The sequence below is a fragment of the Hymenobacter cellulosilyticus genome (assembly GCF_022919215.1).
Classification (GTDB): Bacteria; Bacteroidota; Bacteroidia; order Cytophagales; family Hymenobacteraceae; genus Hymenobacter; species Hymenobacter cellulosilyticus.
On the sequence record NZ_CP095046.1, the window covers coordinates 3,974,895 to 3,990,792 of the forward strand.

At 61.0% G+C, this 15,898-nt stretch carries 17 protein-coding genes and 2 pseudogenes; 17 read left to right on the forward strand and 2 right to left on the reverse strand.

Features of this window, described 5'->3' with window-relative positions; all coding sequences use genetic code 11:
* The first annotated feature begins 54 nt into the window (after window positions 1–54).
* The 5 genes and pseudogenes from MUN79_RS19560 (at window position 55) to MUN79_RS30240 (ending at window position 4,325) form a co-directional block, all read left to right on the forward strand.
* Window positions 55–324, forward strand: coding sequence for a T9SS type A sorting domain-containing protein (locus MUN79_RS19560; RefSeq protein WP_244674276.1), 270 nt, complete (start codon window positions 55–57; stop codon window positions 322–324).
* Window positions 325–553: 229 nt separating this feature from the next.
* Window positions 554–877: a hypothetical protein gene (locus tag MUN79_RS19565; RefSeq protein ID WP_244674277.1), complete on the forward strand. Its 324-nt coding sequence runs from the start codon at window positions 554–556 to the stop codon at window positions 875–877.
* A 200-nt stretch (window positions 878–1,077) separates the two neighbouring features.
* Window positions 1,078–1,784 (forward strand): annotated as a pseudogene (rpe, locus tag MUN79_RS19570) (ribulose-phosphate 3-epimerase).
* A 103-nt stretch (window positions 1,785–1,887) separates the two neighbouring features.
* Window positions 1,888–4,209, forward strand: a complete 2,322-nt coding sequence (locus MUN79_RS19575) for a TonB-dependent receptor (RefSeq protein WP_244674278.1) — start codon at window positions 1,888–1,890, stop codon at window positions 4,207–4,209.
* Complete coding sequence (locus tag MUN79_RS30240; protein ID WP_262922906.1) at window positions 4,194–4,325, forward strand: hypothetical protein; 132 nt, start codon at window positions 4,194–4,196, stop codon at window positions 4,323–4,325. Before MUN79_RS19575 ends, MUN79_RS30240 begins: the two co-directional genes overlap by 16 nt.
* Before the next feature lie 133 nt (window positions 4,326–4,458).
* Here the strand turns inward: MUN79_RS30240 and MUN79_RS19580 are convergent, their stop codons facing one another.
* Window positions 4,459–5,193, reverse strand: a complete 735-nt coding sequence (locus MUN79_RS19580) for a DUF2911 domain-containing protein (RefSeq protein ID WP_244674279.1) — start codon at window positions 5,191–5,193, stop codon at window positions 4,459–4,461.
* Between the two features lie 5 nt (window positions 5,194–5,198).
* The gene (locus tag MUN79_RS19585) at window positions 5,199–5,402 is read right to left on the reverse strand and encodes a hypothetical protein (protein WP_244674280.1); all 204 of its coding nucleotides are present in this window, start codon (window positions 5,400–5,402) and stop codon (window positions 5,199–5,201) included.
* A 509-nt stretch (window positions 5,403–5,911) separates the two neighbouring features.
* Here MUN79_RS19585 and hisG point away from each other — a divergent pair.
* The 12 genes and pseudogenes from hisG to MUN79_RS19645 all read left to right on the forward strand — a co-directional run bounded on the left by hisG (window position 5,912) and on the right by MUN79_RS19645 (window position 15,816).
* Window positions 5,912–6,763, forward strand: coding sequence for an ATP phosphoribosyltransferase (hisG, locus tag MUN79_RS19590; protein WP_244674281.1), 852 nt, complete (start codon window positions 5,912–5,914; stop codon window positions 6,761–6,763).
* A gap of 154 nt (window positions 6,764–6,917) precedes the next feature.
* A complete protein-coding gene (gene hisD, locus MUN79_RS19595; RefSeq protein ID WP_244674282.1) occupies window positions 6,918–8,213 on the forward strand; it encodes a histidinol dehydrogenase in 1,296 nt (431 codons plus the stop codon).
* 62 nt (window positions 8,214–8,275) lie between these two features.
* Entirely contained in the window at window positions 8,276–9,331 is a 1,056-nt protein-coding gene (gene hisC, locus MUN79_RS19600) for a histidinol-phosphate transaminase (protein WP_244674283.1), read from the forward strand.
* Between the two features lie 10 nt (window positions 9,332–9,341).
* Window positions 9,342–9,791, forward strand: a complete 450-nt coding sequence (locus tag MUN79_RS19605; RefSeq protein WP_244674284.1) for an ATP-binding protein — start codon at window positions 9,342–9,344, stop codon at window positions 9,789–9,791.
* On the forward strand, window positions 9,781–10,542 hold the full coding sequence (locus MUN79_RS19610) for a tRNA(His) guanylyltransferase Thg1 family protein (RefSeq protein ID WP_244674285.1): 762 nt from the start codon (window positions 9,781–9,783) through the stop codon (window positions 10,540–10,542). Before MUN79_RS19605 ends, MUN79_RS19610 begins: the two co-directional genes overlap by 11 nt.
* A gap of 68 nt (window positions 10,543–10,610) precedes the next feature.
* Window positions 10,611–11,714 carry a bifunctional histidinol-phosphatase/imidazoleglycerol-phosphate dehydratase HisB gene (gene hisB / locus MUN79_RS19615; protein WP_244674286.1) on the forward strand — a complete coding sequence of 368 codons (1,104 nt, stop codon included), beginning with the start codon at window positions 10,611–10,613 and terminating at the stop codon, window positions 11,712–11,714.
* Window positions 11,715–11,861: 147 nt separating this feature from the next.
* Window positions 11,862–12,449: an imidazole glycerol phosphate synthase subunit HisH gene (hisH, locus tag MUN79_RS19620; RefSeq protein WP_244674287.1), complete on the forward strand. Its 588-nt coding sequence runs from the start codon at window positions 11,862–11,864 to the stop codon at window positions 12,447–12,449.
* A gap of 3 nt (window positions 12,450–12,452) precedes the next feature.
* Window positions 12,453–13,169, forward strand: coding sequence for a 1-(5-phosphoribosyl)-5-[(5-phosphoribosylamino)methylideneamino]imidazole-4-carboxamide isomerase (gene hisA / locus MUN79_RS19625; RefSeq protein WP_244674288.1), 717 nt, complete (start codon window positions 12,453–12,455; stop codon window positions 13,167–13,169).
* A gap of 8 nt (window positions 13,170–13,177) precedes the next feature.
* Window positions 13,178–13,935 (forward strand): annotated as a pseudogene (hisF, locus tag MUN79_RS19630) (imidazole glycerol phosphate synthase subunit HisF).
* Window positions 13,936–14,015: 80 nt separating this feature from the next.
* Window positions 14,016–14,660, forward strand: coding sequence for a bifunctional phosphoribosyl-AMP cyclohydrolase/phosphoribosyl-ATP diphosphatase HisIE (gene hisIE / locus MUN79_RS19635; RefSeq protein ID WP_244674289.1), 645 nt, complete (start codon window positions 14,016–14,018; stop codon window positions 14,658–14,660).
* Between the two features lie 110 nt (window positions 14,661–14,770).
* Window positions 14,771–15,556 (forward strand): glycosyltransferase, encoded by a 786-nt coding sequence (locus MUN79_RS19640; protein ID WP_244674290.1) that lies wholly within the window; start codon window positions 14,771–14,773, stop codon window positions 15,554–15,556.
* Entirely contained in the window at window positions 15,553–15,816 is a 264-nt protein-coding gene (locus MUN79_RS19645; RefSeq protein ID WP_244674291.1) for a lipid-A-disaccharide synthase N-terminal domain-containing protein, read from the forward strand. The genes MUN79_RS19640 and MUN79_RS19645 overlap by 4 nt, the downstream gene beginning before the upstream one ends.
* Window positions 15,817–15,898: the final 82 nt, after the last annotated feature.

Genomic DNA, 15,898 nt, shown 5'->3' on the forward strand with positions numbered 1-15,898 from the left:
GGTTATCAGCTTCCTGCAGCGTTCCGGCTCCCAGGCCACGGCCCCGATACCCGCGTGGGCTACGGCATTCCCAACTTCGTGGTGGCCTACAACCTGGCCCGGCCCAACGAGCCGCTGGCTGCCGGCAACCCCGATGCCAGCCAGAACAGGCTCGTGGTGTTTCCCAATCCCAGCCAGTCGGATGAGCTGTACGTGCAGCTCACGCCCGACTTTCAGAACCAGCCCCTGACCGTGCGTATCACCGATACCCGCGGAGCCCTAGTGGCCGAGCGGAAACTGCCGGCTACGGCTGCCCGCAAGTTGCGCTCAAGGCCGGTCCGCTAAGCAAAGGCGTGTATCAGTGTACCCTGACTAGCAGCAAAGGCCAGCAAACGGTGCGCTTCGTAAAAATGTAACTACTAATTTATTTAGTATTTTCTTTAAAAGGCTCCTAAGCTTACTTTGGGAGCCTTTTTTACGCCATTTTCTCTGGCTTTCTTGGGTGGTTAGTTGAGTAATGTTAAAAAAGTTAGTATCTTTCTACCTGCATTACGTCTTTAAAAATTTCTTCTGCATGCTACAGTTAATGATAACCAAGCGCATCGGGCGCCGCCAGTTTCACTTCACCGTTCAGGGTACCAACTTCCACGAAGTCGTATCCGAATATGACCGGCTGAGTTTTCCCGACGTGCTGGCCTGCGGCCTCTGCGGCTCCGACAACCTCGATTTGTCGTCGCGTGTGGCCCAGGACAAGTTCAAGTACACTTCCGTTAAGTGCCTCGACTGCCGGGGCGACGTGACCTTCGGTAAAACCCAGAAAGACGACCAGACCGTGTTTTTGCGCAAGCGCGAGGATGGGCACCTGGATTGGCAGGCCTGGAAGAAGGCAGAAAAATAACCGCTAGCCCGCCCGCCGGGCCAGTTGAGCTGCCCTAAAAAGTACCCGTGCGAACCGTGGTTTGACTGCCCTGCAGTCGGGCCACGGTTCTTTATTTTGGGCCCTGGTCACGGGCCGTTAAGCCCCGCAAAGCAGAAAAGTCGCCCTTTCCTGCCTGTCCAGTATACCAAAACCTGCCCCCAAACCGTTACCTTCGCACTATGAATCCTACTCGTCGTATCGTGCCGCTGCTGGCTCCTTCACTACTGGCAGCCGACTTTGCTAATCTTCAATCCGAAACGCAGCGGCTGGCCGGCAGCGCGGCCGACTGGCTGCACTGCGACGTCATGGATGGCCGCTTTGTGCCGAATATCTCCTTTGGTATTCCGGTGCTGCAGGCCATTCACCGCCACGCCCAGCAGCCCCTGGACGTGCACCTGATGATTGAGGAGCCCCAGCACTACCTGGCTGCCTTCCGCGACGCGGGCGCCGCCAACATCACCGTGCACTACGAGGCCTGCCCGCACCTGCACCGCGTGGTCGAGCAGATCAAGGCCCTGGGCTGCCGGGCCGGCGTGGCCCTGAACCCCATACCCCGGTAGCCTTGCTCGAAGACATTATTGCTGATCTGGACCTGGTCTGCATTATGTCGGTGAATCCGGGCTTCGGTGGGCAGTCCTTTATTCCCAATACTCTGCGCAAAGTAGCGGCGTTGAAAGAACTCATCGTGGACTATAACTCCAGCGCCCTGATTGAGATTGACGGCGGTGTCAGCCTGGACAACGCTGCGGCTCTGGTAGAAGCCGGAGCCGATGTGTTGGTGGCCGGCAGCTTTGTGTTTAACTCCCCCGACCCAGTAGCCACGCTGGCCGAGATGCGCCAGCAGCTCAATGCCCAGGTAAGTCAGCAAGCGCAGTCGTCTCACTAATGCCGCACCCGTACTATCCCCGCCTTCCGCTGCGGATACTTCTGCTGAGCTTTTTGCTGCTGCTCCTGCTGACTCCGGCCGCCTGGGCGCAGTCGGGGCGCGGGTGCTGATTACTGGCACCGTGCTGGATGCCAGCGGGGCGGGGCTCGAACAAGTCAGCATCGGGGTGGAAGGCCAGCCCGGCGGCACCAACACCGACGACAAAGGGCGCTTTGCCTTGAACGTGGTACGGCCCCTGAGCGGCAAGCCGCCCACGCTGGTGGCCCGCCGCCTGGGGTACCAGGCCCAGCGCCTCGTGCTCAACCTCGCCGATACCCGGGACCTGACCATCACGCTGACCCTGGACCCGCGGGCCCTAAAGAACGTGACCGTGCGGGCCCGCAACGACGAGGCCAATACCAGTGAGCAGGTCAGCGTGATTCGCATTGACCCCCGCTCGGTCAAGGAGCTGCCCTCGGCCTTTGGCGACTTCAACAAGATCCTGACCACGCTGCCCGGGGTGGTGGCCAATAATGAGCTAACGAGCACGTACACCGTGCGCGGCGGCAACTACGACGAAAACCTGGTGTACGTCAACGGCATTGAGGTATACCGCCCGTTTCTGGTGACCTCGGCCCAGCAGGAAGGCCTGAGCTTCGTGAACCCCGACCTGGTGGACCGCATCGAGTTTTCCTCCGGCGGCTGGCAGCCCAAGTTCGGCGACCGGCTTTCCTCCGTGCTTAGCATCGAGTACAAGAAGCCCCAGAAGTTTGCCGGTTCGGCTACGGGCAGCCTGGTGGGCGGTACCGTGCACGTGGAAGCCACTTCGCCCAACAAGCGCATCAGCTACCTGGCTGGGATTCGCTACAAGAATGCCACCTACGTGCTTCGTTCCCTGAAGCAGCAGCAGGGCGGCTACAATCCCACGTTCTACGACGGACAGGCCTACATCAACGCCGCATTAGGACCCAAGGACAACCCCGACCGAACCAGCCTGGGCCTGCTGACCACGTTTGCCCACAATGATTTTCGCTTCAACCCCGAATCGGGTCAGGCTACCTTCAGTACGGCTACCAATCAGCTGACCCGCCTGTTCATTGCCTACGATGGCCGGGAGCGGATGCAGTACGATACCTACCAGGGCGGACTCAACCTGCGCCACAACTTTACCAGCAACCTGCAGGGCGAACTGCTGGCCGGGGCCATGCTGTCCCGGGAGTTTGAGTACCGCGACGTGGAAGCGGCCTACAGCTTTGCCGAAATCAACCGTGACCCCAACTCGGACGACTACAATAAGCCCGTGCGCCAGCGCGACGTGGGCTCCCGCTTCGACCATTCCCGCAATAACCTGCTGGCCCGCGTGGCCACGCTCGAAGCCCGGGGCCGCTGGACGCCCGGCAGCCAGCACACCGTGCGCTGGGGCGTCAAGGTGGGCCGGGAGAAAATCGAGGACCAGCTCAACGAGTACAGCTTCGTGGACTCGGCCGACTTCGTGCCCGACTACCGCCGTACCCGTTTGGTGTCGAATCTGGACCTGAGCAGCACCCGCACCCAGGGCTATGCCCAGCACACCATCGAGTTTGATACCCTGCGCACGCTCACCTACGGGGTGCGGGCCAACTATTGGTCGGTAAACCAGCAGCTGACCGTGAGCCCGCGCGTGCAGTACTCGATGATCAGCCGACGCCACCCGAATCTGTCGTTCAAGTTTGCTACCGGTTTGTATTACCAGCCTCCGTTTTACCGGGAGCTGCGCGACCAGACCCGCGGCACCCAGGCCACGCCTCAGTCGGTAATGGTGCAGACGGCCACCCTGAATCCGGAGCTGCGGGCCCAACGCTCCCTGCATTTTATTGCCGGCAACGAGCTGCGCTTCCGCCAGTGGGACCGGCCCTTCGTGTTTACCGGGGAGCTCTACTATAAGTACCTAACCGACGTGATTCCCTACGACCTGGACAACGTGCGGCTACGCTACTTTGCCAAGAACAACGCTACGGCTTACGCCGCCGGCCTGGATACGCGTATCAGCGGGGAGTTCGTGAAAGGGGTAGAATCCTGGTTTAGCATGGGTGTGCTGACCACCCGCGAAAATATTGTGGGCGACTCCCTGACCCAGCTTAACGCCCAGGGCGACACGATTAGCCGCACGGCGCAGGGCTACATCCGCCGGCCTTCCGACCAGCGCCTGAACTTCGGTATCTTCTTCCAGGATCAGCTGCCGGGCAATCCGTCGGTGAAGGGCTACGTGAACTTCGTGTTTGGCAGCGGCCTGCCCTTTAGCCCGCCGGCCCTGCCCGAGGAGCGGGGCACGACCAAGCTCACCCGCTCTTATAAGCGCGTCGATCTGGGCTTCTCTAAGGTTTTGTCGCTCAATAATACCGGGGAAACCCGCCGCCCGGCCAGCTGGAAAGCTTATGGCTGGGCCTGGAGGTGCTCAACGTGCTAGCGGCTAATAACGTGGCCGGCTACAGCTACGTGCAGGACGTGAGCGGCCGTACCTACGCCGTGCCCAACTACCTCTCGCAGCGCGTGGTGAACCTGCGCGTTATTGCCCGGTTTTAGAGCACAGAACGCAGACCAGCATATTGCTCAATTTGAGCTATTATGAACCAGAAAGGCCCGTCAGATTGAATCTGACGGGCCTTTCTGGTTTAACGTGTCTCAGTTCTGAGTTCTAGTCTCTAAGCTCTTACCCCTAATAGGCCTTGCTCTGCCACTCGGTCAGGGTGATGCGCATGGTGGGTTGCCGCTGTTTAAAGTCTGGGTCTTCCTTTTCCCCGAGCTTCAGGGCCCGCCGGCCGTAGACGATGGCCGTGCCGTAGTCCTGCTTGGAGGCCAGGAGCCGGGCCTTGATCCAGGTGTTGGTGTAGGCTTCCTTCAGGCGCAGCGACTCGTTGATGTACTGCAGGGCCAGTTCTGCCTGAATGTTATTTTGCACTAAGTAGTCGGCGGCCTGGGCCAGCAGCTGCCAGTTCTCGGGATTCGCCGCCAGCACTTTCTGAATGCCCGCTACAACCTTGGTGTGGACATCCGTTTCGATGAGCATACTCACCGTGCGCTTTTCCCAGGACAGGTTCAGGCGGCCACTGCCGGGCTTCACCTCCGAAAACCAGTATACTAGGTTTTCGTGCATGGGCCCCGACTCGGGCACGGCTGGCAGGCGGATCTGGTCGGCGCGTGGGTCGTAGCCCTCGGTGCCCCAGTGGTTGATAACGCGGTTGAGAATCAACTCCCAGTCCTGGTCGGCTTTGGGCAGCACGTAGAAAGAATACTTTCCCGCCGGCACGGCCTGCCCGTTGAGCATAACCGGGTCGGAGAAGGTGATAATTGTGTTTTCATTGGCCCCGGCCCGCCATACTTGCCCATACGGCACTAGTTGACCCCAAACGGCCCGGCCCCGCACGGCGGGCGTGTGGTAGTCGACCGTCACGTCGCTCAGGCCAATGGTTTGCAGTACCTGAGCGCGGGGCTGGCCTGGGGCAAGGGCAGCTCGGGCGCCTTGGGCAGTTTCTCCGGGGTGGGTGCCGTCAGCACAGTGGAATCGGCCAGCTGGGCCTGAGCCGCAGAAGCAGTTCCGGCCAGGGCCAGTACCAGGCCCAGGCGACGGGTAAAGCAAAGCAATGAAGAGCGAGAAATCATAAGCAGCAATAGGTGGGAGCGCAGGGGGCAACAGCAGTGAACCAACGAGTCCGAAACAATGATGCCAAAAACGCGGTTGGCTCAGGTAGGAAACCACAAAGGTCAGGGTTCCGAATATTTTTTGCTTGAATAATTTTGTTTCGACCCGGCCGCGTGTACTTTTGCCCAGCAATTCGCCTTTATGCCCTTCGCCGCGCTTTTCCTGTGCACCCTCAGCTCCCAGGCCGCCCACTCGGGTCAGGCTACTGGCTGGCTGCGCGCGGCGCATCATCATCTGCACGGGCACCATTCCTCTTAAGAGAGGAACTATACAAGCATATTGACCCCGTGGGGCACTTTGTATTCTCAAGTGCCTGGCCGCCCCGAAAAGGCCGCCCCGCCCGCTATTGCCGTTTCCCTACGAGCCGCCGGCGTTTTTCCCTTCTCTTCGTATCACTTCGCGTATTGGCGCACCTTCGGCTCTTGGGGCCGGCCTGGTCTCGTCAGTTTTCTTCCCAATCCAATTCCCTATGATTCGTCTGGCCATTCAGAAATCGGGCCGCCTGAGCGAGGATTCGCTCAACCTCATTCGTGAGTGCGGTATTTCCTTCCTCAGCAGCTCCTATAAGCTCAAGACCGAAGCCACTAACTTTCCCCTGGAAATTCTATTTCTGCGCGACGACGACATTCCCGGCTACGTGCAGGACGGCGTGGCCGACCTGGGCATTGTGGGCCAGAACGTGCTGGTCGAAGCCGGTTTCCCCGATCTGGAAGTAGAAAAGCTGGGTTTCAGCAAGTGCCGCCTCTCGCTAGCCATTCTGCGCTCGGAAGCTTACAACTCGGTGGCCGACCTGCAGGGTAAGAACATTGCTACCTCGTATCCCCAGATTCTGGGCCGCTACCTGGCCGGCGAAGGCGTGCAGGCCAACCTGCACACGATTAGCGGCTCGGTGGAAATTGCCCCCAGCATCGGCCTGGCCGACGCCATCTGCGACATTGTTTCTTCGGGCTCCACGCTGCTGGGCAATGGCCTGCGCGAAGTAGAAACCGTGTTTCGCTCCGAAGCCGTGCTTATTGCCAACCAGCAGCTGACGGCCGAAAAGCAGGAATTGCTGGAGCAGTTGCAGTTCCGGATGCAGTCGGTGCGCCGGGCCCGACGCAACAAGTACATTCTGCTCAATGCCCCCGTCGCCTCCCTGGACGCGGTAAAGGCCCTGCTGCCGGGCATCAAGTCGCCTACGGTGACGCCCCTGGCCGAAGAAGGCTGGGTGTCGGTGCAGTCGGTGGTGAATGAGGACGACTTCTGGCACATCACCGGGCAGCTCAAGGCCGTCGGTGCCGAAGGCATCCTGGTGCTGCCCATCGAAAAGATGATTGCCTAGGTAATGTGCTGATGTGCGAAGGTGGGGAATGTGTTAATGGTTCGTCGAACGAAGCAAGCATGAGCACCTGAGCACATTTCCACTTGAGCACATTCCTTAAAGCATTAGCACATTCTGCCACATTAGCACACTAGCACACTAGCACATTAGCATCATGCAAGTATTTCACTATCCCGGTCAGGAGGAATGGGCCGCCCTGCAGCAGCGACCGGCCGCGGGTGAAGCCCGTCAGGTAGAGGAGCGGGTCCGCCAGATTTTCGACGACGTGCGCCAGCGCGGGGATGAGGCCCTGCGCCACTACGCCCAGGAGCTGGACGGAGCCACGCTCACCGATTTGCGGGTGTCGCCCGAGGAAGCTACGGCCGCCGTAGCTCAGGTGCCCGCTGAACTGCAAACCGCCATTCGCCAGGCCCACGCCAACCTGTGGAAGTTTCACCTGACCCAGCGCGAAGAAGTAGTGCGGGTGGAAACCATGCCGGGCGTGACCTGCTGGCGCAAGTCGGTGCCGGTGCAGCGCGTGGGCCTGTATATTCCCGGGGGCACGGCGCCGCTGTTTAGCACCCTGCTGATGCTGGGCGTACCGGCCCGCCTGGCCGGCTGCCCGGAGGTGGTGCTGTGTACGCCGCCCCAGAAAGACGGCTCGGTGAATCCGGTGATTCTGTTTGCCGCCCAGCTGCTGGGCATCAGTACGATTATTAAAGCCGGCGGGGCCCAGGCCGTGGCCGCCCTGGCCGGCGGCACGGAAAGCGTCCCGGCCGTGGATAAAATCTTCGGGCCCGGCAACCGCTACGTAACGGCTGCCAAGCAGCTGGCCGCCCAGCGCGGCGTGGCTATTGACTTGCCCGCCGGCCCCTCGGAAGTGCTGGTTATTGCCGACAAAACGGCCAACCCCGCCTTCGTGGCGGCCGACCTGCTTAGCCAAGCCGAGCACGGCCCCGATTCCCAGGTGGTCTTGCTGACGGATTCGCTGGAGCTGCTGCCCCTGGTCACCGAGCAGGTAGAGCGGCAGCTGGCCGAGCTGCCCCGCCGGGAAGTAGCCGCCCTGGCCTTGCGCGAAAGCCGGGCCGTGCTGCTGCGCACGCCCGAGGAAATGCTGTTCTTCTCGAACCAATATGCCCCCGAGCACCTGATTCTGGCCGTGCGCAACGCCGAGGAATACGCCGAAGGCGTAACCAGCGCCGGCTCGGTGTTTTTGGGCCACCTGACGCCCGAAGCCGCCGGCGACTATGCCTCGGGTACCAACCACACCCTGCCCACCGGCGGCTACGCCCGCAACTACAGCGGGGTGTCCCTGGATTCTTTCTTGAAGAAAATCACCTTCCAGCGCATCACCGCCGAAGGACTGCACAACGTGGGGCCGGTGGTCGAAACCATGGCCGAAGCCGAGGGCCTGCGTGCCCACGCCCGGGCCGTGTCCCTGCGCTTGGAAAGCCTAAGCACCGAAGCCTAAGTTATTTCTCATTCCGGCCGGAACCCCTGTAAAGCGGGTTCCGGCCGCCAACTCTGCGGTTCATGTTTGAGCTCGAAACCCTTATCCGGCCCAATATCCGGGCCATGCAGCCGTACTCCTCGGCCCGCGACGAATTTCAGGGCGAAGCCCGCGTGATGCTCGATGCCAACGAAAACAGCCTGGGCAGCGCCGGCCCCGAGCTGTTCAACCGTTACCCCGACCCCCAGCAGCGGGCCGTGAAATCCGAGCTGGCCAAGCTCAAAAGAGTGGAGCCCGCCCAAATATTCCTGGGCAACGGCTCCGACGAGGCCATCGACTTGCTGGTGCGCCTGACCTGCACGCCGGGCCTGGACCGGATACTGATTCTGCCGCCCACCTACGGCATGTACGAAGTGGCAGCCAACCTCAACGACGTGCGCTTGGAGCGGGTGCCCCTCACGGCCGACTTCCAACTGTCGGCCGACGCGGTAGCGCAAATTATTGCCTCCGACGCCAAGCTGGTTTTCGTCTGCTCCCCCAACAACCCGACGGGCAACCTGTTGCACGCCGAAGCCGTGGAGCAAGTGCTGCGCGGCTTCCGCGGGCTGGTGGTCGTAGACGAAGCCTACGCCGACTTTGCCGCCGCCCCGAGCTGGACGACCCGCCTGGCGGAGTTTCCCAACCTGGTGGTGCTGCAAACCTTCTCCAAGGCCTGGGGCCTGGCCGGCTTGCGCCTGGGTATGGCCTTTGCCTCGCCCGCCATTATTGGCTACCTCAACAAGATCAAGCCGCCCTATAACGTGTCGGAAGCCACCCAGCAGCACGCCCTGGCGGCTCTGGCCGATGCGCCCCACTTTGAGCAGATGCGCCAGGACTTACTGGCTGGCCAGAAGTGGCTGCAGCAGCAACTACCGGGTATTGGTATCGTCGAGCAGGTTTTTCCCTCGGATGCTAACTTCCTGCTGGTCCGCTTCCGCCCGGATGCCACGGCCGTGTACGACTACCTGTTGGGCAAGGGCGTTGTGGTCCGCAACCGCACGACCCAGCCCGGCTGCGCCGGCACGCTCCGCCTGACGGTGGGCACCCCGGCCGAGAATGAGCAGCTGGTAGCCGCTCTGCGGGATTATTCCGCCGTCTGAGTAAGTCGCCATGCAGCTCATCGTTTTCTGCGGAATTCAGGCCACGGGTAAATCCACCTTTTACCAGCAGCACTTCTTCCATTCCCACGTCCGCATTAGCCTGGATTTGCTGCGGACCCGGAACCGGGAGCAGCGGCTGCTGCAGCTGTGCCTGGAAACGCAGATGCGGTGCGTCATCGACAATACCAACCCAACCCGGGCCGAGCGGGCCCGCTACATCGAGCCGGCCCGGCAAGCGGGTTTCTCCATTACGGGGTACTTCTTTCAGGCTCCGATAACGGAGGCTCTGGTACGCAATCAGCAGCGCCCCGCCGAGCGGCAGGTGCCCGAGGTTGGACTGCGGGCTACCCGCAACCGGCTGGAGCTGCCCCGCTACGCCGAGGGCTTCGACGCGCTGTACTTCGTGCGGCCGGCAGTTAACCATACGTTCGATATTAGCCCCTGGCAAGATGAAGTTTGATGAGCTCGACGCCCGCCTGCGCGTTTTCGAAACGGCCCACGACCATTGCGCCCTGCCCGGGCTCTACCTGGTGGCCCGCCTCGACGGCCGCGGCTTTACCCGGCTGACCAAGGAAGTACATGCCTTTGAAGCACCCTTCGATGAGCAGATGCGGGACCTGATGACCCATACAACCCGGCAGCTGCTGACTTCGGGCTTCCGGATGGTGTACGGCTACACCCAGAGCGACGAAATTTCTTTGCTGCTCCACCCCGAGGAAAATTCCTTCGGCCGCAAGCTGCGCAAGTACACCTCCCTGCTGGCCGGGGAAGCCTCCGCGGCTTTTTCCCTGGCCCTGGGCAGTCCCGGGATATTCGACTGCCGTATTTCCCAGCTGCCCCGCCTGTCGGACGTCCTCGATTATTTCCGTTGGCGCCAGGAAGATGCCGGCCGCAATTCCCTGAACGCGCATTGCTACTGGCTGCTGCGCAAGCAGGGGCGTTCCGTAGCCGAAGCCACGGCCCAGGTTAAGGGGCTGCGCCTGGCCGCCAAGCACGACTTGCTGTTCAGCGCGGGTATTAACTTTAACGAGTTGCCGAGCTGGCAAAAGCGCGGCGTGGGCTTGTACTGGCAGGAGTATAAAAAGCCGGGGTTCAACCCCGTTAGCCAGCAGTCGGTCGAAACTAGTCGCCGGCAGCTTGTTCTAAATACCGAGTTGCCCCTGGGTGAAGAATATACTAGCCTGCTCCAAACCTTACTGGCCGAAGCCTAACGGCCAACCCAACCTAAACCTTCTTTTCACGCACTTCTCCGCCAAGCACAGGCTTCCGATTTTATACCATGAAGAAAGTTCTTTTCATTGACCGCGACGGTACCATCCTGATTGAGCCCCCAACGGATTTTCAGGTCGACGCCCTCACCCGGGAAAAATTTCAGTTTGTACCGGGCGCCATCACCGGCCTCGCGCGCATTGCCCGGGAGCTCGACTTCGAGTTGGTGCTGGTCAGCAACCAGGACGGACTGGGTACGGCAAGCTTTCCCGAGGAAACGTTCTGGCCCGCTCACACCATGATGCTCGACGTGCTGCGCTCGGAAGGAGTGGAGTTCGTGCGCGAGCATATCGACCGGAGCTTTCCCCACGACAACCTGCCCACCCGCAAGCCCGGTATCGGCATGCTGCAGCAGTACCTGGCGCCCGGGGCCTATGACCTTCAACACTCCTTTGTTATCGGTGACCGGCTTACCGACGTGGAGCTGGCCCAGAACCTGGGCTGCCAGTCCATCCTGATTCGGCAGGAAGCCGACGAGCGCGCCGCCTTGTCAACGACCAGCTGGGAGGCCATCTACCAGTTTCTGCGTTTGCCGGCTCGCACGGCCGTGGTGCAGCGCGACACAAACGAAACCAAGATTCGCATCGAGCTCAACCTCGATGGAGCCGGCCGCCCCGACATGCACACGGGCCTAGGCTTTTTCGACCACATGCTCGACCAGCTCAGCAAGCACTCGGGCGTGGACATGAAAATCCAGGTGCAGGGCGACCTGCACATTGACGAGCACCACACCATTGAAGACACGGCCATTGCCCTGGGCGAAGCCTTCCACCAGGCCCTGGGCGACAAGCGCGGCCTGGCCCGCTATGGTTTCCTGCTTCCCATGGACGACGTGCTAGCCCAGGCCGCCATCGACTTTTCGGGCCGGCCCTGGATAGTATGGGACGCCGAGTTTAAGCGGGAGCGGGTAGGGGACATGCCCTGCGAAATGTTCTACCATTTCTTCAAAAGCTTTTCTGACGCGGCCCGCTGCAACCTCAACATTAAATGTGAGGGCCAAAACGAGCACCATAAAATTGAAGCCATCTTCAAGGCTGTTGCCAAGTCCATTAAGATGGCGCTGGTGCGGGACGCAAGCAAAATGGAAATTCCCAGCACGAAAGGGGTGCTGTAAAGTCCTTATCCAAATGTTTTAACATTTGGATAAGGGTGGATTCTCTGCCTTGTTATTATATGTTTAAGTTCAGAGGGAGAGGAATCTGAGTGAAAGGCAGGCAGCCTCTCAGTATTCACAAATGAGTAAACAAATGGACATACTCAAATGGAAATAGCGGTAATAGATTACAAGGGTGGCAACGTGCAGTCCGTGCTCTTTGCCCTGGAGCGCCTGGGGGTGCGGGCCACGCTCACGGCCGACCCCGAGCAGATCCGGAACGCTGATAAGATCCTGTTTCCCGGAGAAGGCGAAGCGGCCTCCGCCATGCGGGAGCTCCGGGCCCAGGGCCTCGATCAGGTTCTGCCCACGCTCACGCAGCCCTTTTTGGGGATCTGTCTGGGCATGCAGCTGCTGGGCACCCATAGCGAGGAGAACGATGCCACCATGCTGGGGATTCTGCCCTATGAGGTAAAGCGCTTCCCGGCCGCGCCCGAGTACAAGGTGCCCCACATGGGCTGGAACAATCTGCAGCGGCTGCGCAGCCCTTTGTTCGACGGGCTGCGGGAGCAGGACTTCGTTTATTTCGTGCACAGCTACTACGCTCCCGTGGGCGACTACACCATTGCCGAGGCCACGTATCCCACGCCCTTTAGTGCCGCCGTGCAGCACCACAACTTCTACGCGGTGCAGTTCCACACCGAGAAAAGCGGGCCGGTGGGTACGCGCATCCTCGAAAACTTTCTCAAGCTTTAACTCATGGAGATAATACCCGCAATTGACCTGATTGGTGGCCAGTGCGTGCGTCTGACCGAAGGCGACTTTGCCCAGCAGACCACCTACGATGCCGACCCCTTGGCCGTGGCTCAGCGCTTTGAAGCGGCCGGCGTCAAGCGTCTGCACCTGGTGGATCTGGATGGGGCCCGGGCCCGGCAGCCGGTCAATCTGCCCGTGCTGGAGCGCATTGCCCGCCACACCAGCCTGGTCATCGACTTTGGGGGCGGCCTGCAGAGTGAAGAGGCCGTGCGCCAGGCCTTCGCGGCCGGGGCCGCCCAGATTACCGCCGGCAGCATTGCCGTGCGCGAGCCTGCTACGGTGCGGCAGTGGCTGCAGGAGTTTGGCGCCGACCGGATTCTGCTGGGGGCTGACTTTCGGGACAACCATATTTCCATCAATGCCTGGGCCGAGCAGTCGGAGCGGACGGTGGCCGAGTTTATCGGGGGCTACCTTGCCGACGGGGCCACGACCTTCGTGTGTACCGACGTCAGCAAGGACGGCAAGCTGCAGGGACCTTCGGTGGCTACTTACCGCACACTGCGAGCCCAGCTGCCCACGGCCCGGCTGGTGGCCAGTGGGGGCGTTACCACGATGGCCGACGTGGAAGTGTTGGCCGAGGTGGGCATGCACGGGGCCATTATCGGCAAAGCCATATACGAAGGCACCATCACCCTGCAGCAGCTGCAGAAGTTTCTTTAGCCCATCCTATGCTGACCAAACGAATTATTCCCTGTCTCGACGTCAAGGACGGCCGTACCGTTAAGGGAGTCCGCTTCGAGGGCCTGCGCGACGCCGGCGACCCGGTGGCCCTGGCGGCCCGCTACGCCCTGGAGGGGCTGATGAGCTGGTGTTTCTCGACATTACAGCCACGAACCAGAAACGGGCCACCCTTATTCATTTGGTGCGCGACGTGGCCCGGGAGCTGGATATACCCTTCACTGTGGGGGGCGGTATCGGCACGGTGGCCGATGTAGAGGCTTTGCTGCTCAACGGAGCCGATAAAGTCAGCATCAACTCGGCGGCCCTGCACCGCCCTGAGCTGATTGATGAGCTGGCCCGCCGCTTCGGCAGCCAGTGCATCGTGGTGGCCGCCGATGCCCGCTATACTGCGGAGGCCGGCTGGCAGATCTACACCCGGGCCGGTACTCATAACACCGAGCGGGATGCCGTAGCCTGGTGCCGGGAAGCTGCCGACCGAGGCGCCGGCGAGCTGCTGCTGACTTCCATGAGCAACGACGGCACCAAGGATGGCTTTGCCCTGGACATCACCGGGGCCGTAGCCCGGGCCGTGTCGGTACCGGTAGTGGCTTCGGGCGGGGCCGGGAGCATGGAGCACTTCACGCAGGTATTTCAGCAGGCCCACGCCCACGCCGGGCTGGCCGCCAGCATTTTTCACTTCGGGGAAATCGGCATCCGGGAGCTCAAGGAGCATCTGCAGGCCGAAGGCATTCCCATGCGGCTGTAATCCGAGAGGAGTGAAGCCTCGCCTTGCCTGCGGCCTCGTCGGCTGCTATTTACTTACCACGACCTCAACGCCGTCAACGAATGGAACTCGACTTTAAGAAAATGCCCGACGGGCTTATTCCCGCCGTAGTGCAGGACTCTGCTACCGGGCAGGTGCTCATGCTGGGCTATGTGAATGAGGAAGCCTGGGAAAAGACCCGTACCGAAAGCCGGGTCACGTTTTTCTCCCGCTCCAAAAACCGCCTCTGGACCAAGGGCGAAACCTCGGGCAACTTCCTGCGCGTGGTGAGCCTGCATCCCGACTGCGACCAGGACGCGGTGCTGATCCGGGCTATTCCCGACGGGCCCACCTGCCACCGGGGTACCGTTAGCTGCTTCGAGCAGCCCGAGCAGACGGCCCTGCCCACGGCGCCGGTCGGGTTTCTGGCCGAGCTGGAGCGCCTGGTGCAGCGCCGCTACCAGCATCCCGAGGAAGACCCGAAGTCCTATACCGCGTCGCTTTTTGCCAAGGGCATGTCCAAAATAGCCCAGAAAGTGGGAGAGGAGGCCGTCGAAACCGTCATCGATGCCGTAGCCGGCAACCGCGCCGGGCTCAGCGGCGAAGCCGCCGATCTGCTCTACCACCTGCTGGTGCTGCTCACCGCCTCCGGGTTGAGCCTGGAAGACGTGGTGGCTGTGCTGCGCCAGCGGCACTCCACCATTTCGGCCGGCACCCGCCGGGAGTAGTTCTAGCGTCAGGGAGCTGGACCAATCCGCTGATTAACCGGTAGCCGCCGTGGGGAAGTAACCCCACGGCGGTTTTTTGTTGCTACTTTGTGCCTCCTTGCTGCTTGCTTATGTCTGAGACTCCCGCTGCCTACCTGTCTGCCCAAACCTTGACCGTGCTGGTTCCCGTCTTCAATGAGGAAGAAAGCCTGCTGCAATTTGTGGTGGAGATGAACAAGTTTCTGGTCCAAACCCCCCTGCCTACGACCGTTCTTTTCATTAACGATGGCAGCACGGATGGCTCTTTGGAACTCTTGCGCAGCATCTGTGGGGACGACCGGCGCTACGAGTTTATTTCCCTGGCCCATAACCAGGGCCTGAGCACGGCCATCAAGGCCGGCATCGACCACTGCCGCAGTACCCTGGTGGGGTATATCGATTCCGATATTCAAACCACCCCGCTCGACTTTCTGAAGTTTCTCGAGTTTTTTCCCGAGTATGATATGGTCAACGGTATCCGGGCCAAGCGGCAGGATACTATGGTCAAGAAGCTCTCTTCGAAGCTGGCCAACACCGTGCGCCGGACCTTGATTAACGACGGCATCCAGGATACGGGCTGCCCCTTGAAGATTCTCAAGATAGAGTACGCCCGTCGGCTGCCGCTTTTTCACGGTATGCACCGCTTCCTGGGCGCCTTGGTGCAGCTGCAGGGGGCAGGGTCAAGCAGCTGCCCGTGCAGCATTTCCCGCGCTTTGCCGGCACGGCCAAGTATACGCTCTGGAACCGGGCGTGGAAGCCCCTGGTCGACACCTTTGGGTTCCGCTGGATCCGCAGCCGCTGGAAGAACTACGAAATCGGGGAGGCCTTGCGGGCCGAATCCCGCCCGGCTGATGCTCAGTAATCGGGCGCTCGTATGAGTACGCAAACCCTGGCGCTGGTTATTGGCCTGGTGTCGCAGCTGTTGTTTTCCAGCCGTATTGTGCTGCAGTGGGTGCAGAGTGAGCGGGCCCGCCGGGTGCTGGTGCCCACGCTTTTCTGGAAAGTAAGTCTGCTGTCCTCGTTTCTGATGATTCTCTACGGCTTGCTGCGCCACGACCCGGTTATTGTCGGCGCGCAGCTGTTGAGCTACGGTATTTACATCCGCAACCTGCAGCTGCTGGGGAGTGGCTGCAACTAAGCCGCTGGTTTCGGGGGGCAGCGTATGGCTTCCCTTTGGCCTTGCTCGTCTGGTTGCTCAGCGGTACGTATCATCTTAGTCT